The 19,718-nt window shown below is 70.6% G+C and carries 18 protein-coding genes; 6 read left to right on the forward strand and 12 right to left on the reverse strand.

Annotated features, from left to right (window positions below):
- The first annotated feature begins 87 nt into the window (after positions 1 to 87).
- Together treS and AB0O65_RS09080 are read left to right on the forward strand one after the other, a co-directional pair.
- Positions 88 to 1,851 (forward strand): maltose alpha-D-glucosyltransferase, encoded by a 1,764-nt coding sequence (gene treS / locus AB0O65_RS09075; RefSeq protein ID WP_363384323.1) that lies wholly within the window; start codon positions 88 to 90, stop codon positions 1,849 to 1,851.
- Complete coding sequence (locus tag AB0O65_RS09080; RefSeq protein WP_083428689.1) at positions 1,848 to 3,290, forward strand: phosphotransferase; 1,443 nt, start codon at positions 1,848 to 1,850, stop codon at positions 3,288 to 3,290. The genes treS and AB0O65_RS09080 overlap by 4 nt, the downstream gene beginning before the upstream one ends.
- A gap of 13 nt (positions 3,291 to 3,303) precedes the next feature.
- Here AB0O65_RS09080 and AB0O65_RS09085 read toward each other — a convergent pair whose 3' ends face one another.
- The 12 genes from AB0O65_RS09085 to AB0O65_RS09140 form a co-directional block, all read right to left on the reverse strand.
- The gene (locus tag AB0O65_RS09085; protein ID WP_313480575.1) at positions 3,304 to 4,224 is read right to left on the reverse strand and encodes an NAD(P)/FAD-dependent oxidoreductase; all 921 of its coding nucleotides are present in this window, start codon (positions 4,222 to 4,224) and stop codon (positions 3,304 to 3,306) included.
- Complete coding sequence (gene fdxA / locus AB0O65_RS09090; protein ID WP_071644999.1) at positions 4,217 to 4,564, reverse strand: ferredoxin; 348 nt, start codon at positions 4,562 to 4,564, stop codon at positions 4,217 to 4,219. Before fdxA ends, AB0O65_RS09085 begins: the two co-directional genes overlap by 8 nt.
- Positions 4,561 to 5,985, reverse strand: a complete 1,425-nt coding sequence (locus tag AB0O65_RS09095; protein ID WP_313480578.1) for an FAD-dependent oxidoreductase — start codon at positions 5,983 to 5,985, stop codon at positions 4,561 to 4,563. Before AB0O65_RS09095 ends, fdxA begins: the two co-directional genes overlap by 4 nt.
- Entirely contained in the window at positions 5,982 to 6,929 is a 948-nt protein-coding gene (cobA, locus tag AB0O65_RS09100) for a uroporphyrinogen-III C-methyltransferase (protein WP_313480580.1), read from the reverse strand. Before cobA ends, AB0O65_RS09095 begins: the two co-directional genes overlap by 4 nt.
- Positions 6,926 to 7,837, reverse strand: coding sequence for an ABC transporter permease (locus tag AB0O65_RS09105; protein ID WP_313480582.1), 912 nt, complete (start codon positions 7,835 to 7,837; stop codon positions 6,926 to 6,928). The genes cobA and AB0O65_RS09105 overlap by 4 nt, the downstream gene beginning before the upstream one ends.
- A complete protein-coding gene (locus AB0O65_RS09110) occupies positions 7,827 to 8,663 on the reverse strand; it encodes an ABC transporter ATP-binding protein (protein ID WP_313480584.1) in 837 nt (278 codons plus the stop codon). Before AB0O65_RS09110 ends, AB0O65_RS09105 begins: the two co-directional genes overlap by 11 nt.
- Positions 8,663 to 9,733, reverse strand: coding sequence for an ABC transporter substrate-binding protein (locus AB0O65_RS09115; RefSeq protein ID WP_313480686.1), 1,071 nt, complete (start codon positions 9,731 to 9,733; stop codon positions 8,663 to 8,665). Before AB0O65_RS09115 ends, AB0O65_RS09110 begins: the two co-directional genes overlap by 1 nt.
- Before the next feature lie 52 nt (positions 9,734 to 9,785).
- On the reverse strand, positions 9,786 to 11,084 hold the full coding sequence (locus AB0O65_RS09120) for a GTP-binding protein (RefSeq protein ID WP_363384330.1): 1,299 nt from the start codon (positions 11,082 to 11,084) through the stop codon (positions 9,786 to 9,788).
- Entirely contained in the window at positions 11,084 to 12,055 is a 972-nt protein-coding gene (gene cysD / locus AB0O65_RS09125) for a sulfate adenylyltransferase subunit CysD (protein WP_083428839.1), read from the reverse strand. Before cysD ends, AB0O65_RS09120 begins: the two co-directional genes overlap by 1 nt.
- The gene (locus AB0O65_RS09130; protein ID WP_313480589.1) at positions 12,052 to 12,804 is read right to left on the reverse strand and encodes a phosphoadenylyl-sulfate reductase; all 753 of its coding nucleotides are present in this window, start codon (positions 12,802 to 12,804) and stop codon (positions 12,052 to 12,054) included. The genes cysD and AB0O65_RS09130 overlap by 4 nt, the downstream gene beginning before the upstream one ends.
- Positions 12,801 to 14,519 (reverse strand): nitrite/sulfite reductase, encoded by a 1,719-nt coding sequence (locus AB0O65_RS09135; protein WP_363384335.1) that lies wholly within the window; start codon positions 14,517 to 14,519, stop codon positions 12,801 to 12,803. The genes AB0O65_RS09130 and AB0O65_RS09135 overlap by 4 nt, the downstream gene beginning before the upstream one ends.
- A 255-nt stretch (positions 14,520 to 14,774) precedes the next feature.
- Positions 14,775 to 15,461, reverse strand: a complete 687-nt coding sequence (locus AB0O65_RS09140; RefSeq protein WP_363384338.1) for a CbiX/SirB N-terminal domain-containing protein — start codon at positions 15,459 to 15,461, stop codon at positions 14,775 to 14,777.
- A 203-nt stretch (positions 15,462 to 15,664) separates the two neighbouring features.
- Between AB0O65_RS09140 and dnaK the strand changes: the two genes are divergently transcribed.
- From dnaK to AB0O65_RS09160, 4 genes are read left to right on the forward strand one after another with little or no spacing between them, the layout of a single operon-like run.
- The gene (gene dnaK, locus AB0O65_RS09145) at positions 15,665 to 17,524 is read left to right on the forward strand and encodes a molecular chaperone DnaK (protein WP_071641916.1); all 1,860 of its coding nucleotides are present in this window, start codon (positions 15,665 to 15,667) and stop codon (positions 17,522 to 17,524) included.
- A gap of 2 nt (positions 17,525 to 17,526) precedes the next feature.
- The gene (locus AB0O65_RS09150; RefSeq protein WP_363384342.1) at positions 17,527 to 18,192 is read left to right on the forward strand and encodes a nucleotide exchange factor GrpE; all 666 of its coding nucleotides are present in this window, start codon (positions 17,527 to 17,529) and stop codon (positions 18,190 to 18,192) included.
- A gap of 13 nt (positions 18,193 to 18,205) precedes the next feature.
- Positions 18,206 to 19,189, forward strand: a complete 984-nt coding sequence (locus AB0O65_RS09155) for a DnaJ C-terminal domain-containing protein (protein ID WP_363384345.1) — start codon at positions 18,206 to 18,208, stop codon at positions 19,187 to 19,189.
- 2 nt (positions 19,190 to 19,191) lie between these two features.
- Positions 19,192 to 19,656 carry a MerR family transcriptional regulator gene (locus AB0O65_RS09160; protein ID WP_363384348.1) on the forward strand — a complete coding sequence of 155 codons (465 nt, stop codon included), beginning with the start codon at positions 19,192 to 19,194 and terminating at the stop codon, positions 19,654 to 19,656.
- The last annotated feature ends 62 nt before the right edge of the window (positions 19,657 to 19,718 follow it).

A 19,718-nucleotide genomic window follows, 5' to 3' on the forward strand; every position in this document is an offset into this window, starting at 1 on the left:
GGTCAAGAGGTGCACAAGCCCCTAGCCAGCGCCCGTCTCGTGTGACAGGTTGGGCCTCGGACGAAATCCGATGGTGAGGGAGCCCGTATGACCGATGAGCCCGCCCCGTACACCGCGTCGATCCCGGTGCTCACGCAGGATCCGTTCCCGGACACCCCGGGGAGCCCCGCGCCGGAGTGGTTCAAGACGGCAGTGTTCTACGAGGTCCTCGTGCGCTCGTTCAAGGACGGCGACGGCGACGGCGTGGGAGACTTCCGCGGCCTCATCGACAAGCTCGACTATCTGCAGTGGCTGGGTGTCGACTGCCTGTGGATCCCGCCGTTCTTCCCCTCCCCGCTGCGGGACGGCGGGTACGACGTCGCCGACTACACGGGAGTGCAGTCCGACCTCGGCACGACCGACGACTTCCAGGAGTTCCTCGACGCCGCGCACGAGCGCGGCATCAAGGTGATCATCGACTTCGTCATGAACCACACCAGCGACGAGCATCCGTGGTTCCAGGCGAGCCGCACCGACCCGGACGGGCCGTACGGCGACTTCTACGTCTGGAGTGACACCGATGAGCTCTACCAGGACGCGCGGATCATCTTCGTCGACACCGAGCCGAGCAACTGGACGTGGGACCCGGTGCGCAAGCAGTACTTCTGGCACCGCTTCTTCTTGCACCAGCCCGACCTGAACTTCGACAACCCGAAGGTGCACGAGGCGATGCTCGACGCCATGCGCTTCTGGCTCGACATGGGTCTGGACGGATTCCGCCTCGACGCGGTCCCGTACCTCTACGAGCGCCCTGGCACGAACGGCGAGAACCTGCCCGAAACGCACGAGTTCCTCAGGAAGGTGCGCCGGTTCGTCGACGAGAACTACCCGGGCCGCGTGCTGCTGGCCGAGGCGAACCAGTGGCCGGCCGACGTGGTGGACTACTTCGGCGACCCCGAGGTCGGCGGCGACGAGTGCCACATGTGCTTCCACTTCCCGGTGATGCCGCGCATCTTCATGGCGGTGCGCCGCGAATCGCGGTACCCGATCAGCGAGATCCTGGCCGACACCCCCACCATCCCCGCCGGATGCCAGTGGGGCATCTTCCTGCGCAACCACGACGAGCTCACGCTCGAGATGGTCACCGACGAAGACCGTGACTACATGTGGAACGAGTACGCGCAGGACCCGCGGATGAAGGCCAACATCGGCATCCGGCGCCGCCTCGCCCCGCTGCTCGAGAACGACATCGACCGCATCGAGCTGTTCACCGCCCTGCTGCTGTCGCTGCCTGGCTCGCCGGTGCTGTACTACGGCGACGAGATCGGCATGGGCGACAACATCTGGCTCGGCGACCGCGACGGTGTGCGCACGCCGATGCAGTGGACCAGCGACCGCAACGCCGGATTCTCGAGCGCGAACCCGGGCAAGCTCAGCAAGCCGGTCGTGCAGGACCCCGTGTACGGGTACCTCGCCGTGAACGTCGAGGCGCAGCAGGAGGACCGCTCGTCGCTGCTGCACTGGACGAGGCAGATGATCCAGGCGCGCAAACGGCATCCCGCCTTCGGTCTCGGCGGCTTCAACGACCTCGGCGGCTCGAACCCGTCGGTGCTGTCGTACACGCGCGAGCACACCAACGACGACGGCACGTCCGACGTCATCCTGTGCGTGAACAACCTGTCGCAGTTCCCCCAGCCGGTCGAGCTGGATCTGCGGCGCTTCGAGGGGATGATCCCGGTCGAGCTGGTCGGCGGGGTGCCGTTCCCGCGCATCGGCGAATGGCCGTATCTGCTGACGCTGGGCGGGCACGGCTTCTACTGGTTCCAGCTGCACGCGCCGGCGGAGGATTCTGAGGAGGTGGGGCTGCTGTGAGCCTGATCGATCATGCCCTTCTGGAGGGCTACCTGGTGCGCACGCGGTGGTTCGGCGGCAAGGGCCGCCCGTTCCACGTCACCGCGGTGCGACAGCTCGGCGAGCTGACCGACGCCGGCCGCGACCCCGCCGTGCGCGTGCTCCTGGTCACCGTCGAATACGCCGACGAGGAGGGCGGCCGCGATCTCTACCAGGTGCCGCTGTCGGCCTATGACGAGTTCGACGATCGGCACAGCCACGCCTACGTCGGCGCGATCGAGTTCGAGGGACGTGAGCGCCACCTGTACGACGCGGTTCACGACCGCGACGCCATGGCGCTGTGGCTGCGCGGCTTCATCGCCGCCGAGCCGGACGGCAGGGCCGACGTCGGCGGGCTACGCTTCCGCCGAGTCTCGGCCAGTCCCGCGCTGGATGCGGGGCTGCGCCCCTCGCCCCTCACCGGCGAGCAGTCGAACTCGTCGCTGCGTTTCGACGACACGGCGATCATGAAGCTGTTCCGCAAGGTCAGCCCCGGGGTGAACCCCGACATCGAGATCCACGACGTGCTCACCAGCGCCGGCTCGGAGCACATCGCCGAGCTCTACGGATGGGTCGAGATCGAGCTCGACGGCGAGGTCCTGCAGCTGGCGATGCTGCAGGAGCTGCTGAGCACGGCCGCCGACGGATTCGAGCTGGCCACGGGGAGCGTCCGCACTGCTCTGGCCGACCCCGAGCTGACGGTGCCCGAATCCGGCGGAGATTTCGGCGGCGAGGCTGCCCGGCTCGGCGAGGCGCTCGCCGAGGTGCACGCCGCGCTGCGCACGCGGTTCCCGACCGCGCGGCGAGATCACGAGGCCACCTCGCAGCTGGCTCGCGCGATGATCGAACGGCTCGATCGGGCGCTGCCCGTCGTCCCCGAGATCGGGCCGTACGCCGATCGCCTGCGCGCCCTGTACGACGCGGTCGCGCAGCTCGACGGGATCGACGTGCAGCGCGTACACGGCGACCTGCACCTCGGGCAGACGCTGCGCACCTCGCACGGCTGGCGGATCGTCGACTTCGAGGGTGAACCGGGTCGGCCGTTCGCCGAGCGCGCCCTGCCCGATTCGCCGTGGCGCGATGTCGCGGGCATGCTCCGCTCGTTCAGCTACGCTCCCGGCGTCGTGGAGATGTCGCTGGCGGGTCGTCCTGGCGACGGCGACGGGGTGGACCTGCGCGGCGAACGCGCGAAGGAGTGGTCGGACATCGCGCGCGAGCACTTCCTGCACGCGTACACGGCGGCTCTGGATCTCGATCCGGCGGACGCGGACGCGGGGGCCGAGCTGAGTCCGCCGCTGCGAACCCTGCTCGACGCCTACGAGGCCGACAAGGCGGTGTACGAGGCCGTCTACGAGAAGCGCAACCGTCCGTCGTGGGTGGTCATCCCGCTGGTCGCGCTGGAGCGCATCGCCGGGCGGTGAGAGCGGCCCGCGGTCAGTGCGCGGTGGCGACGCCGATCGCGTCGTGGGTGATCACCGCCGCGACCCGCGCACCGGCGCCGGCCGCGACGATCAGCTGCTGCGGCCCGGGGGCCGCGACATCGCCCGCCGCATACAGACCGCGGATGCTCGTGCGCCCCGACCGGTCGGTGACCAGATGCCCGTCGTCGTCGCGTTCGGGCAGCATCCCGTCGAGGAACGACAGATCCGCCTCCCACTCCGGACGCACGAACCCGCCGTCGATCGCCCGCTCCTCGCCGTCGGCGGTGCGCACGGCCGCGATGCGGCCCCGCTCACCGGTCAGCTCGACGATCGGCGAGCGGACGACCGGCACGCCCGCCGTCCCGAGCTCCGCCTCCTCGGCGGTGCTCACCGCGGCGGAGCCGTTCGTGAACACGGTCAGCTGCGGCGTCCAGTGCGCGACCAGCCTCGCGCGGTCGGCGAGGTCGGCGGATTCGCCGATCAGTGCCAGGCTGCGCCCGCGCAGCTCCCACGCATCGCACGCCGCGCAGCTGAACAGGCTCATCCCGTAGAAGCCGCGCAGATCGGGCACGTCGGGCAGCGTCTCGCGCAGCCCGGTCGCGAGCAGCACCGACCGGGCCGTCACCTGCTCCGACGGGTCGCGCCGCCCGATGCCGGCAGCGAATCCGGCATCCGTCCTGGTCAGCGCGCCCACCCGCACTCGGGAGCGGATCTCGACGTTCGGGTACGCGGCCAGCTCTTCGCGGGCGATGCGCCGCAGCTCGAACGGCGGCACCCCGTCGCGGGTGAGGAAGCCGTGCGAGTTGAGCGTCGCGGCGTTGCGCGGCCGGTCGGCGTCGACCACGAGCACGCGGGCCAGGGATCGCCCGAGGTTCAGCGCGGCCGACAGCCCCGCGGGCCCGCCGCCGACGATGAGCACGTCGTAGTCAGTCATCCGCGCCCCCCGAGCTCGTCGACGCGCCCTGCGGCGCGAGCGCGGCCACGAGGGGGTGGTCGACGTCGTAGACGCCGACCTTCGATGCGCCGCCCGGGGAGCCGATCTCGTCGAAGAACTCGACGTTGGCCTTGTAGTAGTCGGCCCATTCCTCGGGCAGGTCGTCTTCGTAGTAGATCGCCTCGACCGGGCAGACCGGCTCGCAGGCGCCGCAGTCCACGCACTCGTCCGGATGGATGTACAGCGAGCGCTCGCCCTCGTAGATGCAGTCCACCGGGCACTCGTCGATGCACGCGCGGTCCTTCACGTCCACGCACGGCAGCGCGATCACGTAGGTCATCGGGTCAGCACCCCCGGCCGTGAGATCTCGACCTGCTCATCGCGCGCCACGACCTTCACGCGCTCGCGGACATGCTCGTGGTTCTCGCCGAGCGCGCGCTCGTGGGCATCCAGCGCCTGCCAGCCGTCCCACGTGGTGTACGCCGTCTCGCGGTCGTCGAGCAGGTCGAGCACGTCGCCCTGCGAGCCGCCCAGGGACCCAGGAGCGGCGGCATCGGTGAGCACCCCCGACTGCGCGTCAGCGAGGAGGTGCCCGACGGTCTCCAGGGCGTCCGACTTCGTGTGTCCGATCAGCCCGACCGGGCCGCGCTTGATCCAGCCGGTCGCGTACAGCCCGGGCTGGCCGATCACCCGGCCCTCGACGTTCGGCACGACGCCGCGGCGCTCGTCGAAATCCGCGCCCTCCACCCGCGTGCCGTAGTAGCCGATCGCGCGGTACACGGCCTGCACGTCGTAGTCGCGCACCTCCCCGGTCGGCACCGGGGTGCCGGCGGCGTCGGGGGCCGTGCGCGCGAATCGGACGCCGTCGACGCGGTCGTCGCCGGTGATCTCGATCGGCGCGTGCCAGAAGTGCAGGTGCAGCCGCCGCGACGCACCCGTCGACGGCCGTCCGCGCCACGAGTTCAGGGTGCGCAGCATGACCTTCAGCTGGTTGTTCGGCGCGGCGGTCGGATCGACGCCCTCGAAGTCCTCGTCGTACAGCACGATGTCGACGTCGCGCACCTCGCCGAGCTCGCGCAGCTCGATCGGGGTGAACTTGATATCGGCCGGCCCGCGGCGACCGAACACGTGCACGTCGGTGACGGCGGACGACTCGAGACCGGCGAGCACGTTGTCGGGCACCTCGGTGGTGCGCAGGTCGACCGCGTGCTTGGCGAGCACCCGCGCCACGTCGAGTGCGACGTTGCCGTTGCCGATCACCGCGACCGACGCCGCCTCGAGCGGCCACGTGCGCGGCACGTCGGGATGCCCGTCGTACCAGGCGACGAAGTCGGCCGCCCCGTAGGAGCCCGGCAGGTCGACACCGGGGATGTCGAGGGTCGCGTCGCGCAGCGCACCGGTGGCGAGGATCACGCCGTGGTAGCGCTCGCGCAGCTCGTCGAGAGCGATGTCGCGCCCCACCTCGACGTTGCCGATGAAGCGGATGGTGCGGCGTGCGGCGCCGGGCTCGGGGAACGCGTCGAGCATCTCGTGCAGCGAGGTGACGATGCCCTTGATGCGGGGATGGTCGGGCGCGACGCCGTAGCGGATCAGCCCGTACGGGGCGGGAAGCGACTCGAACAGGTCGATCTCGACCGCGTCGATCGACGCGGGTCCCTCGGCCCGCCGAAGGGCGTCGACGGACTGAGCCAGCAGGTTGCCCGCATAGATGCCGGCCGGTCCGGCGCCGACGATCGCGACGCGCAGCGTGGAGAGGGTCATGACAGGTGGACCTTTCGAGATGGGGTGGAATGGGGGGAGCGGATGCTCGTGTCGATCGCCCGCACGAGGCCGGTGTCGACCGCGAGTCCGGCGTCGAGTGCGGCGGCCAGACGCGAGCGCCCCCGCCGGCGCGGTGATCCAGATGCCGGCGGGTCGGCGTCTTCGACATCGGCCGCCGCGGGCGCGAGCGACGCGGCGAGCGGACTCAGCCGCACGACCTCGCCGATCACCACCACAGCGGGCGAGCGCACCTGCGCGGCGGCGGCGAGCTGCGCGATGGTGCTCAGCGTCCCGACGGTCACGCGCTCTGCGCTGCCGTAGCCGTCCTCGATGATCGCGACCGGGCAGTCGGCGCCGCGCGCGCCGGCGGCCAGCACGTGCGCCGAGTGCCCGAGCGTGCTGACGCCCATCAGCAGCACCAGCGTGTGGTCGGCGCCCGAGGTGCTCACCGACCCGCCGGGCTGGATCTGGTCGTGCGCGCTGATGACGCTGAACGAGGCGGCGACGCCGCGGTGCGTGAGCGGGATGCCGGCGATCGCCGGCACCGAGACGGCGCTGGTCACGCCGGGCACCACATCGACTCGGATGCCCGCGGCCTCGCAGAACAGCTGCTCCTCGCGGCCGCGGCCGAAGACGAACGGATCCCCGCCCTTCAGACGCACGACCTCGCGGCCGGCCCGCGCCAGCTCGACGAGCAGCTCGTTGATGCCGTCCTGCGGCACCGGGTGGTGGCCGGGCAGCTTGCCGACGTCGATCACCTCGGCGGCGATGACCGCGCCCTCCGCGTGCAGCTGCGCGAGCACGTTGCGTGCGCCGAGCCGGTCGGCGACGATCACGTCGGCCTTCTCCAGAGCGCGCAGGCCGCGCAGGGTGAGCAGGCCGGCATCACCCGGACCCGCGCCGACGAGGGTCACGGTTCCAGCAGGGGTCGCTGTTCCGGTCATGAGGTGCCTCCCAGCAGCAGGCCGCGATTGCGCAGCATCCGGCGCTCGAGCGGCCCGAAGACCACCAGCTCGATGACGATGCCGATCGTGAGGATGAGGATGATGGTGCCGAGCACGCTGGCCAGATCCGCCAGCTCGCGCGACTGGTTGAGCAGGGTTCCCAGGCCGAATCCCATCGAGCCGCCCATGGTGATGATCTCGGCGGCCATCAGCGATCGCCACGAGAACGCCCAGCCCTGCTTGAGCCCGGCGACGTAGCCGGGCAGCGACGCGGGGAGCACGACGGCGGTGGCGAGCTGCCAGCGGCTGGCGCCGAGCACGGTGCCCACCCTGCGCAGCTGCGGCGGCACCTGGTCGATGCCCGAGAGCAGCCCGTTCACGATGGACGGGATCGCACCCATCAGGATGACGAAGTACGCCGTCGCGTCGGTCAGACCGAACCAGATGATCGCGGCGGGCACCCACGCCACCGAGGGCAGCACGGTCAAGCCCGAGATCAGCGGGCCGGCCGCGCGACGCAGCAGCTTCCACTCCGCGAGCGCGAGGCCGAGCGGGGTGCCGATCGCGATCGCGATCAGAAAGCCGAGCCCGCCGCGTTCGAGGCTGGTGAGCACGGCCTGCTGCAGCCGACCGGATCCCCACGCGTCGCCGAGGGCGGCCAGCACGGCGGCGGGGCTCGGCGCCTTGTCGGGGCGGGGGTCGGCCACGCTGATGTAGAGCTGCCACACGACCAGCAGCACGAGCAGCAGCACGATCGGCGGCAGTGCCTTGGCGAGCATCCCGCGCCAGCGCGGCGCATCCTGCGCCGACGCGGACTGCAGTCGGTCGAGGCCGGTCGAGAGGGTGCGCAGATCGTCATGCTCGCCGGAGGCGGTGCTCGACGACGGGGCCGATGTCTCAAGAGGCATTGCGAGCCAGCTCCTTCCGCAGCTCGGCGGTGATCTCGCCGGCGAGAGCGGTGACCTCGGGCGACTCGATGCGGCGTCCGATGGTGTTGCGGATGCGCCATTCGCCGGCGATCCGGCCCGGCCTGCTCGAGAGCAGCACGACCCGCTGACCGAGACGAGCGGCCTCCCGCACGTTGTGCGTGACGAACACGATCGTGCGGCCGGTCGCACGCCACACCCGCTCGAGCTCCTCGTGCAGCAGATCGCGGGTGATGGCGTCGAGGGCCGCGAACGGCTCGTCCATGAGCAGCACCGGACGATCCTGGGCCAGTGCCCGCGCGAGGGCGACGCGCTGTCGCATGCCTCCCGAGAGCTCGTGCGGTCGCCGGTCTCCGGCTTCGGCGAGATTGACGGTCGCCAGCAGCCGGTCGGCCTCCGTGCGGCGCTCACCGCGCGGCACGCCGCGCAGCCGCAGGGCCAGCTCGATGTTGCGGCGAGCGGTGAGCCACGGCATCAGCGCCGACTCCTGGAACATCACCGCGGACCCGCCGTCGGGCGTCTGGATCTCTCCGGAGGTGACCGGCTCGAGGCCCGCGATGAGGTTGAGCAGGGTCGATTTGCCGCAACCGGATGCCCCGAGCAAGCACACGAACTCGCCGGGGGCGATGTCGAGCGAGATGTCGTCGAGCACGACCGGCCCCGCGGCGTAGCGCTTGGTGACGTGCGAGATGCGCACCGCCGGGGCTGCGGCCGGGCGTCCGCCGGGCAGCGGGCTGACGCCGTCGAAGCTGGGCGCGAAGGGCGTCTGCGCGACCGCCGGGGGCGCGAGGGTGTCGCGGGTCGTCATCACTGCGCCCCGAGCCCGGCCGCCGACACCGTGTCGACGCCGGCATCCGAGAGCTGCGCGTTGAGCGCTCGCAGGTCGAACAGCCCGTCGATCGAGCCCTTCTTCTGGGTTCCGGCGGCCAGTCCGTTCGCGACGAGGGCCTCGAACGTCTCGGCATGCGGATCGACGGTGAAGTCGACGTGCTCAAGGGCACGGGCCAGCACGTCGTCGGGCAGGCGCTTGCCGGTCGCCTCCTCGAGCTGCGCGTTGATGACGGCGCCCGCCTCCGACTCGTTCTCGTCGAGCCAGCGAACCGAGGCGATGTGGCCGGCGAGCAGCTTGTCGACGACGTCGGGATGCTCGTCGGCGAAGTCCGCGCGCACGAGCAGCACCGTGGTCGGGAACGCCCCGTCATCCCACAGATCGGCCTCGTCGACGAGCACGTGCGCGTCGGCCTCGACGACCAGGCGCGACACCCACGGCTCGGGGAGCCAGGCGCCGTCGAGCTGGCCGTCCTGGAAGAGCGTCAGCGTCTGCGCGTTCTCGGTCGGCGTGATCGCCACGTCGCCGGCGCCCGAGGTCGAGGTCTCGTACCCCTCGTCGGCGAGCCAGCTGCGCAGCGCGACGTCCTGCGTGTTGCCGAGCTGAGGGCTGGCGAGGGTCGCGCCGTTCAGATCGGCCGGCGAGTCGATCCCCTCGCGCACGACCAGCGCCGCGCCCCCCGACGTGGCCCCGGCGATGATGTGGGCCGAGGCGCCGCCCGACTGGATGAACGTGTTGATCGCCGGGTTGGGCCCGATGTAGGTGGCGTCGATCGCGCCCGCCGAGAGGGCCTCGATCGCGGCCGGGCCGGCGTTGAAGACCTCGGTGGTCAGGTCGATGTCGCCGAGCGCGTCGGCGAACAGCTCCTCCGACAGACCGACCAGCGCGGGCGCGTGGGTGACGTTGGCGAAGTAGCCCAGGCGCAGCTCGGTCGCCGCCTCGCCTTCGGCCGCGGAGCCGGATGCGGGGGCGCAGCCCGCGAGCGCCAATGCGGTGAGGCCCATCGCCAGGGCTCCCAGTGCGGTGAAGGTCCTGTTGCTGCGGGTGATGTTCACGGTTTCGCCTCCTTAGGCTCGTGGTGCTGTGCGGACGTGCGGTCGGTCAGTCGATGACGGTGCCGGCGGCCAGTGTGGCGCCGTCGGCGGGATGGATCAGCAGCAGCGAGCCGCCCTCGCGGCTCTGCGCGTACGGCTCCAGCGGCAGGTCGGATGCCAGGCGCAGCCGCACCCGACCGATCTCGTTCTCGGCGAGCGCGGCATCCGGCGCCGTGGTCAGGTCGGCGTGCTCGAGTGTCTCGAGGTCGCGCCGGGTGAGCACCTCGGCGACGATCGCCTGCACGGTCGCGGTGCCGTGCTTGACGAGCACGCGCGCGCCGGGGGCGGTCGCGCGCGGATCCAGCTGGAACAGCTCGACCACGGCGTCCCGTCGCAGCGTGGGAGCCGAGCCCGCGGCGACGATCACGGCACCGCGGGCGGCGTCGATCTCGTCGGCGAGGGTCACCGTCACCGACTGCCGCACGCCGGCGGCGCCGGTGTCGGCTCCGGCGACGTGCACGCCGGTGACCTCGGTGACCCGCCCGGAAGGCAGCACCTGCACGCGGTCGCCGACCGAGACGGCGCCGGCGGCGATCCGCCCGGCGAAGCCGCGGAAGTCCCGCAGCCGTTCCGCGTCGTCGGCGTCGATCTCGGGCGACAGCCCGCCCTGCGGTCGCAGCACGAGCTGCACCGGCAGCCGCAGCGGGGCATCGGCGTCGGTGCGCACCGGCAGCGTCTCGAGCAGCTCGAACAGCGTCTCGCCGCGGTACCACGGGGTGCGCTCTGACCGGTCGACGATGTTGTCGCCCTCGAGGGCGGAGACGGGCAGCACGCGCACGGCGGAGATGCCCAGCTCATCCGCCACGCGCAGCGCCTCGAGCTCGATGTCGACGTAGGTCTGCTCATCGAAGCCGACGAGGTCGATCTTGTTCACCGCGACGATCACGTGCGCCACCCGCAGCAGCGACGCCACGGCGAGGTGGCGCCGAGTCTGCTCGACCACGCCCTTGCGGGCATCCACCAGCACGATCACCGCGTCGGCGGTGGCCGCTCCGGTGACCATGTTGCGGGTGTACTGCACGTGCCCTGGGCAGTCGGCGAGGATGAAGCTGCGCCGGTCGGTGGCGAAGTAGCGGTACGCGACGTCGATCGTGATGCCCTGCTCGCGTTCGGCGCGCAGGCCGTCGGTGAGCAGCGCGAAGTCGAAGGCCCCGTGCGCGAAACCGCGCGCCCGCGAGGTCGCGGCGACCTGGTCGAGCTGGTCGGCGAGGATCGCCTTCGCGTCGTGCAGCAGCCGGCCGACCAGGGTGGACTTGCCGTCGTCGACCGAGCCCGCGGTCGCGAACCGGAAGAGAGTCGTGCTCATCAGAAATACCCGTCCTTCTTGCGGTCCTCCATGGCGGCCTCGCTGATGCGGTCGTCGGCGCGGGTGGCGCCCCGTTCGGTGAGCGTCGTGCGGGCGACCTCGTCGACGATCGACGCCGTGTCGGCGGCATCCGACTCCACCGCACCGGTGCAGCTCATGTCGCCGACCGTGCGGTAGCGCACCGTGCGACGCTCGACCTGCTCGTCGGGGCGGGGCTGCGAGAACTCGCCCACCGCCCACCACATGCCCGAGCGCTGGAACACCTCCCTCTCGTGCGCGTAGTACAGCGGCGGCAGCGCGATGCCCTCGCGCTCGATGTAGCGCCAGATGTCGAGCTCGGTCCAGTTCGAGATCGGGAAGGCCCGCACGTGCTGGCCGGGCAGGTGCCGGCCGTTGTACAGGCTCCACAGCTCGGGACGCTGGTTGCGCGGATCCCACTGCCCGAACTCGTCGCGCAGCGAGATGATGCGCTCCTTCGCGCGCGCCTTGTCCTCGTCGCGGCGTGCGCCGCCGAAGACCGCGTCGTGGCGACCGGCGGCGATCGCGTCGAGCAGCGGCTGCGTCTGCAGCGGGTTGCGCGTGCCGTCGGGGCGCTCGAGGAGCCGGCCGTCGTCGATGTAATCCTGCACGCGCGCGACCTCGAGGTCGATGCCGAGACGGGCGATCGTCTCATCGCGGAAGCGGATGACCTCGGGGAAGTTGTGACCGGTGTCGACGTGCAGCACGGGGAACGGCACCCGCCCTGGCGCGAACGCCCTGGCTGCGAGGTGCAGCACGACCACCGAGTCCTTGCCGCCCGAGAAGAGCAGCACGGGCCGCTCGAACTCGGCGACCACCTCGCGGATGATGTGGATGCCCTCCGCCTCGAGCAGGTCGAGGGTGCTCAGGGTTCGGGTGGGCTCGACCTCCCGGTCGTTGAGCGAGCGGAGCGAGGCGAAACGCGTGGTGGTCTCCGGATTCGTGGCGTTCATACGTGCAGCCCGCATTCTGTCTTCGTCAGCCCGGCCCAGCGGCCGGATCGAGGGTCTTCGCCGGGGGCGACGGGCCTCGTGCACGGCGCGCAGCCGATCGACGGGTACCCGTTCGCGATCAGGGGGTTCACCGGCACATCGTGCGCGGCGCTGTACGCGGTGAGGTCGTCGAAGCTCCACGCCGCGACCGGGTTCACCTTCACGAGTCCGTTGCGCTCGTCCCACACGACCAGCTCCGTCTCAGCGCGCGTGGGCGCCTCGTCGCGGCGCACGCCCGTGAACCACGCCTCGTAGCCGCCGAGGGCCCGGTGCAGTGGCTCGACCTTCCGGCGCGCGCAGCACAGGCCCGGGTCGCGGGCGAACAGGTCGGTGCCGAACTCGGCATCCTGCTCCCGCACGCTCTGAGCGGGTTTCACGTCGACGACGGTCACGTCGAGGCGCGACGCGACCTCGTCCCGCGTGAACCTCGTCTCGAGGAAGTGGTAGCCGGTGTCGAGGAACAGCACGTCGACCCCGGGCAGGCTCTGCGAGACGAGGTGGGGGAGGGCGGCGTCCGCCATCGAGCACGCGACGGCGACCTGCGAGACGGCGATGTTGGCCGCGACCCACGCGACCACCTCGGCAGGGCTCGCCTCGTCAGGCTGTCGGCTGCGCAGCTCGGCGTTGCCGCGCTCGGCGAGCGCGCGCAGCTCCGACGCAGGGCGGCGCCCCTGCGACAGGCTCAGCGACCCCCGTCGTGCGGTGCTCACTGCAGCGCCTCGTCGTCGGCGCGGTGCGCCCACGTGGCGAAGCTCTCGCCCTCGGACCGGTCGGCAAGGTAGCGGCGGATCACCCGCTCCGCGTAGTCGGCGATGCCGTCGGCCGGAACCTTCAGCCCGCGCACGGTGCGCCCGAGGCCTGCCTCGGCGCGCCCCTCGGTGGCCAGGCCACCCCCGAGATGCACCTGATAGCCGGGAACCTGCTGGCCGTCGATCATGACGAGCTGGCCCTTCAGCCCGATGTCGGCCGTCTGGATGCGCGCGCACGAGTTGGGGCACCCGTTCACGTGCAGCGTGATGGTCTGGCCGATCTCGGGTTCGAGCTCGGCCAGGCGCTGCTCCAGCTGGTCGATCGCCTGCGCGGCGTTCGCCTTCGTCTCGACGATCGCGAGCTTGCAGAATTCGATGCCCGTGCAGGCGATCGTCCCGCGGCGGAACAGGCTCGGGCGCGACGGCAGACCGAGCTCGTCGAGCCCGGCGACGACGTGCGGCACGCGGTCCTCCGGCACGTCGAGCACGAGGATCTTCTGGAAGACCGTCGGGCGCACGCGCTGCGATCCGTTCGCCTCGGCGAGGTCGGCGAGACGCGTCAGAGTGGTGCCGGAGAGACGGCCGACCGTGGTCGCGGCGCCGATGTAGAACCGGCCGTCCTTCTGCCGGTGCACGCCGACGTGGTCGGGTGCGCCGACCGGCTCGGCGGGGGCCGGACCGTCGGGCAGTGGGGAGGCCAGGTACTCGCTCTCGAGCACGTCGCGCATCTTCTCGGTGCCCCAGTCGGCGAGCAGGAACTTCATCCGCGCCTTGTTGCGCAGCCGGCGGTAGCCGTAGTCGCGGAAGATGCTGGTGACGCCGTGCCACACCTCGGCCACCCGCTCCGGCGGCACGAAGGTGCCGAGCCGCTCGCCGAGGCGGGGCACCGCGGCGAGGGCGCCGCCGACCCACAGGTCGTAGCCGACACCGAGATCCGGGTGCTCGACGGCGACGAACGAGCAGTCGTTGATCTCGTGCACGACGTCCTGACTCGGATGCCCGGTGATCGCCGTCTTGTACTTGCGCGGGAGGTTCGAGAAGCTCGGGTCGCCGAGGTAGCGGTCGACGATCTCGCGCAGCTGCGGTGTCGGATCGATGAGCTCGTCCTCGGCGATGCCGGCCACGGCCGAGGCGAGGAAGGTGCGCGGCACGTCGCCGCAGGCCTCGGTGGTGTTCAGCCCGACCGCTTCGAGGCGACGCCAGATCTCGGGCACGTCCTCGATGCGCACCCAGTGCAGCTGCACGTTCTGCCGGTCGGTGATGTCGGCGATGTCGCGGCCGAACTCCGTCGAGATCTCGCCGATCACGCGCAGCTGCTGAGTGGTGAGCTGTCCGCCGTCGATGCGCACCCGCATCATGAAGTACTCGTCTTCGAGTTCGTGCGGCTCGAGCTGAGCGGTGCGGCCCCCGTCGATGCCGGGCTTGCGCTGGGTGTACAGCCCCCACCAGCGGAAACGCCCGTGCAGGTCGGACGGATCGATGCTCGCGAACCCGCGCTGGGCATAGATCGTCTCGATGCGCTCGCGCACGTTGAGTCCGTCGTCGGCGAGCTTGATCTCCTCGTTCGTGTTCAGCGGCTCGCGTCCGTCGACGGCCCACTGGCCGTGCGGCTTGGTCGGCGTGCGACTGGTGCGGGTGCGCGCACCGCGGATGGTCGTCGGCTGCTGGATCGACATCGAGCCCCCCTCGGATGAATGGCTGGGGATCAACGTACGGACTGCGATCCGAGCCGGAAACCTTCCATGACACGGAAAGACCAGGAGCGAAACACAGCGTCATGAGACGCGAAACATGACGCCAGAGGGGTGGCGCGATCGGCTCGAGTGTGCTGTCGCGTGCGCGGGATCGCGCGAGCGCAGGCGATTCACCGGAGGTCGGTCCGCATCGGGCAGGGCCGTCCTGCGCTCGCGTGTTCGCCTGCCTCCGCCGGGTCAGGCCGGGGGAGCTGTCTCGTAGCGCTGGATGACGAGATCGACGAGCGCGTCCGGGATGCCCTGATCAGGCAGCAGATCGTCGAGCAGCGGCGGCGTGATCGGGTGTGCGCCCGCCTTCCGCACCGCGAGATCGAAGAAGAACCCGCGTCCGAGCAGGTAGGTCGCGACGACGGCATCCGGGGCGGCGCTCAGAGCCGTCGGCAGATCCGGATGCCGGGCGGCGAGGTACGCGAGATCCACACGGCGGCCCGTGCGGGCGCGCAGCAGCGCGGCCATGCCCTCGGCGTCGGCGACCGAGCGCTCGTCGCGCGACCCCGCGACGACGAGCACGAGCGGGGATTCCGGGCGGGCGATGCCGGCGAGCCGCATCGCGAGGACCTCCGCGAGCAGAGCATCGGGCCCCAGCGCGTCGGTGACGACGGCGTCCGCCCTGTGCACGGCGATCCCGTGCAGATCGTGATGCACGTGGAAGCCCTGCGAGAGCAGCAGCGGCACGATCACCACCGGCCCGTCGATCGCCGCCAGCGCGCTCGCCGCATCGGGCTGTTGCACGTCGACGAAGGCCGCGCGCACGTCGACGTCGGGCAGGCGCTCGGCCACGCGTGCGACGAGAGCGGCGATCGAACGCGCCCCGTCGGGGTCGTCCGTGCCGTGCGAGACGGCGAGCAGGGTGGGACGGGTCATGCGGGTGACTCTAGAGCGGGCGGTCGGGATGCGTCGCGCGCGGCGTCAAAGAGCGAAATGCCGCGTCTTCCACGTAAACCTGAGTCGAGTCGTGTCAACTTCCTTTTGACAGCATCCGACTGCGGGTTTACACTTGAGTCATCACGACTCAGGTTCGACATCTGAGCCGTCCGCAGACTTTCACCAATACAAAGGAGAAACACATGGCACGTGCTGTCGGTATCGACCTCGGAACCACCAACTCCGTCGTCAGCGTCCTCGAGGGTGGCGAGCCCAAGGTCATCGCCAACGCCGAGGGCTTCCGCACCACCCCGTCGGTGGTCGCGTTCACCAAGGATGGCGAGGTGCTGGTAGGCGAGACCGCCAAGCGCCAGGCCGTCACCAACGTCGACCGCACGATCGCGTCGGTCAAGCGCCACATGGGCACCGACTGGTCGTTCGACGTCGACGGCAAGAAGTGGACGCCGCAGGAGATCTCGGCGCGCATCCTGCAGAAGCTCAAGCGCGACGCGGAGTCGTACCTGGGCGACACCGTGACCGACGCCGTCATCACCGTTCCCGCCTACTTCAACGACGCCGAGCGTCAGGCCACCAAGGAGGCCGGTGAGATCGCGGGCCTCAACGTGCTGCGCATCATCAACGAGCCCACCGCGGCCGCGCTCGCCTACGGCCTCGACAAGGGCAAGGAGGACGAGCTCATCCTGGTCTTCGACCTCGGTGGCGGAACCTTCGACGTCTCGCTGCTCGAGGTGGGCAAGGACGACGACTTCTCGACCATCCAGGTGCGCTCGACCGCCGGTGACAACCGCCTCGGCGGCGACGACTGGGACCAGCGCGTCGTGGACTACCTGATCAAGCAGTTCAAGGAGACCACCGGCGTCGACGTCTCGAGCGACAAGATCGCCCTGCAGCGCCTCAAGGAGGCCGCCGAGCAGGCCAAGAAGGAGCTCTCGTCGTCGACGAGCGCCTCGATCAACCTGCCCTACCTGTCGCTGACCGACTCGGGCCCGGTCTCGCTGAGCGAGAGCCTCACCCGCGCGAAGTTCGAGGATCTCACCAAGGACCTCCTCGACCGCACCAAGAAGCCCTTCGAGGACGTCATCCGCGAGGCGAACATCAAGGTGTCCGACATCGACCACATCGTGCTCGTGGGTGGGTCGACCCGCATGCCCGCGGTCGCCGAGCTCGTCAAGCGCGAGACCGGCAAGGACGCCAACAAGGGTGTCAACCCCGACGAGGTCGTCGCCGTCGGCGCGGCGCTCCAGGCCGGTGTCCTCAAGGGTGAGCGCAAGGACGTGCTGCTCATCGACGTCACCCCGCTGAGCCTCGGAATCGAGACCAAGGGCGGCATGATGACCAAGCTCATCGACCGCAACACCGCGATCCCGACCAAGCGCAGCGAGACCTTCACCACCGCCGACGACAACCAGCCGTCGGTCGCGATCCAGGTCTTCCAGGGCGAGCGCGAGTTCACCCGCGACAACAAGCCGCTCGGCACCTTCGAGCTCACCGGCATCGCCCCTGCCCCCCGCGGCATCCCGCAGATCGAGGTCACCTTCGACATCGACGCCAACGGCATCGTGCACGTGTCCGCCAAGGACAAGGGCACCGGCAAGGAGCAGTCGATGACGATCACCGGCGGTTCGTCGCTGTCGAAGGAGGACATCGACCGCATGGTGCGCGAGGCCGAGGAGCACGCCTCCGAAGACAAGAAGCGCCGTGAGGCCGCCGAGGTCCGCAACCAGGCCGAGACCCTCTCCTACTCGATCGAGAAGCTCATCAAGGAGAACGAGGACAAGCTCCCCGAGGACGTCAAGACCTCGGTTCAGGGCGATGTCGACGCGCTCAAGACGGCTCTCGCCGGCGAGGACGACGACGCCGTGAAGACGGCGTTCGACAAGCTGAACGAGTCGCAGACGAAGCTGGGCGAGGCGATCTACGCCCAGTCCCAGGCGGATGCCGCCGCCGGCGCCCCCGCAGATGACGAGGCTCCGGCCGACGCCTCCTCCGATGAGGATGTCGTCGACGCCGAGGTCGTGGACGACGAGGACGAGAAGAAGTAATCATGACGGACAAGAACTTCGACGACAACAGCGCCGAGGTTCCCGGCGAGGGGTCGGATGCTCAGGCATCCGGCCCCGCGTCGCAGAACCACGACGTTCCCCAGAACAGCGACGCTCCCCAGAACCCTGACTGCGCCGAGGCCGCTGCGGCCGAGGGATCCGACGACGACCTCACCGTCGACGACATCCTGAACGCCGAGCAGATCGACGAGGCGGCATCCGAAGACGGCTCCGACGCGGGCATCGCCGACGCCGAGCACGCGCTGCTCGTCGACCTCAAGCGTCTGACCGCGGAGTACGCCAACTATCGCCGCCGCACCGAGGAGCAGCGCCACGTCGAGGTCGACCGCGCCAAGGGCGAGGCCGCGAAGGGCCTGCTGCCCGTGCTCGACGACCTCGACCGGGCTCAGCAGCACGGTGACCTCGTCGAGGGCTCCGCGTTCGCCGTGATCGCCGGCAAGCTGCGTGCCGTGGTCGAGCGCCTCGGCGTCGTCGCCTACGGCGCGGCGGGCGACGAGTTCGACCCGCAGCAGCACGAGGCGATCTTCCAGCAGCCGACCCCCGGTGCGACCACCTCCACGATCCTCGAGGTCGTCGAGGTCGGCTACCGTCTCGGTGACGTCGAGCTGCGGCCGGCGAAGGTCGTCGTCGCTGTTCCCGCCGAGTAGGAACAGGTGATCGATGGCTAGCCAGGACTGGTTCGACAAGGACTTCTACAAGACGCTGGGCGTCTCGAAGGACGTCTCGGACGCCGATCTCAAGAAGACATATCGCAAGCTGGCCCGCACGTACCACCCCGATTCGAATCAGGGTGATGCCGCGGCCGAGGCGAAGTTCAAGGAGATCAGCGAGGCGTACAGCGTGCTCAGCGACGCCGAGCAGCGTCGCGAGTACGACGAGATCCGCGCCATGGGCTCGGGTGCGCGCTTCACCGCGCCCGGAGCGGGCGGGGCAGGCGGCTTCGAAGACGTCTTCAGCCGGTTCGGGCAGGGCGGACGCGCGAGCCAGGCCGACTTCGAGGACATCTTCTCGATGTTCTCGCAGGGCGGCGGCTCGTTCGGGTCCGGCCGCTTCGGCCAGCCCACAGGCGGATACCGCGGCTTCGGCGGCCCGCAGAAGGGCGCCGACCTCACCGCCACGACGACCCTCGACTTCGCCACCGCGGTGCAGGGCGACACCATCACCCTGCAGGCCGGCGACGGCAAGCCGTTCAAGGTGAAGGTGCCCGCAGGCGTGAAGGACGGACAGAAGATCCGTCTGCGCGGCCGAGGGCGACCCTCGCCCGACGGCGGCGAGGCCGGCGACATCGTCGTGCAGGTGAAGGTGCGTCCGCATCCGGTCTTCACCCGCGATGGACTGAATCTGCGCCTCACGGTGCCGGTGACGTTCACCGAGGCGACGCTCGGCGCGACCATCGAGGTGCCCACACTCGGCGGCGACGTGGTCAAGCTCCGCGTCGCTCCGGGAACACCGTCCGGGCGCGTGCTGCGCGTCAAGGGGCGCGGCGTGAAGAGCTCGAAGGGCACCGGCGACCTGCTCGCCGAGCTCCAGGTCGTGGTGCCCTCGCACCTCGACGACGCCGCCAGGGAGGCGCTGGAGCGCTTCCAGGAGCTCGGCCCCAAGGAGAACCCGCGGGCAGAGCTGATGGCCAAGGCGAAGGCCTGACCATGGACGTCGATTCCCCCGTCTTCGCGATCGCAGTCGCCGCGGAGCTGGCCGGGATGCATCCCCAGACCCTGCGGCAGTACGACCGCATCGGCCTGGTGGTGCCCGGCCGCACCCGCGGCGGCTCGCGGCGCTACTCAATGCGCGACATCGAGCAGCTCCGTGAGGTCGCCCAGCTCTCGAGCGAGGGGATGAGCCTGCCGGCCATCGCCCGGCTGCTCTATCTGGAGGACGAGGTGCGGATGCTGCGCCGCCGTGTGGACGAGCTCGAGGGCGCCCTGCGCGCCGAGCGCGAGAACCGCCCCGGTGTGCGCGTGTTCGCCGCCGGGGCATCCGGGCAGGTCGTCACCCTGCCGTCCGGCCGGCGCATCCGCCGTTCGACCGAGGTCGTGCTGTGGCATCCGCGCCACGCCGCCGTCGAGGCGGACGGCACAGGCGAAGCCGCCTTGTCCGACTCCCGGCGCTGACGGCGCCCCCGGGCCGACTGCGTACCTGCCGGCTGGTCCCACATGGCGGCATCCCCTCGCTC

The organism is Microbacterium sp. NPDC077391 (genome assembly GCF_040686955.1).
GTDB classification, from domain to species: domain Bacteria; phylum Actinomycetota; class Actinomycetes; order Actinomycetales; family Microbacteriaceae; genus Microbacterium; species Microbacterium commune.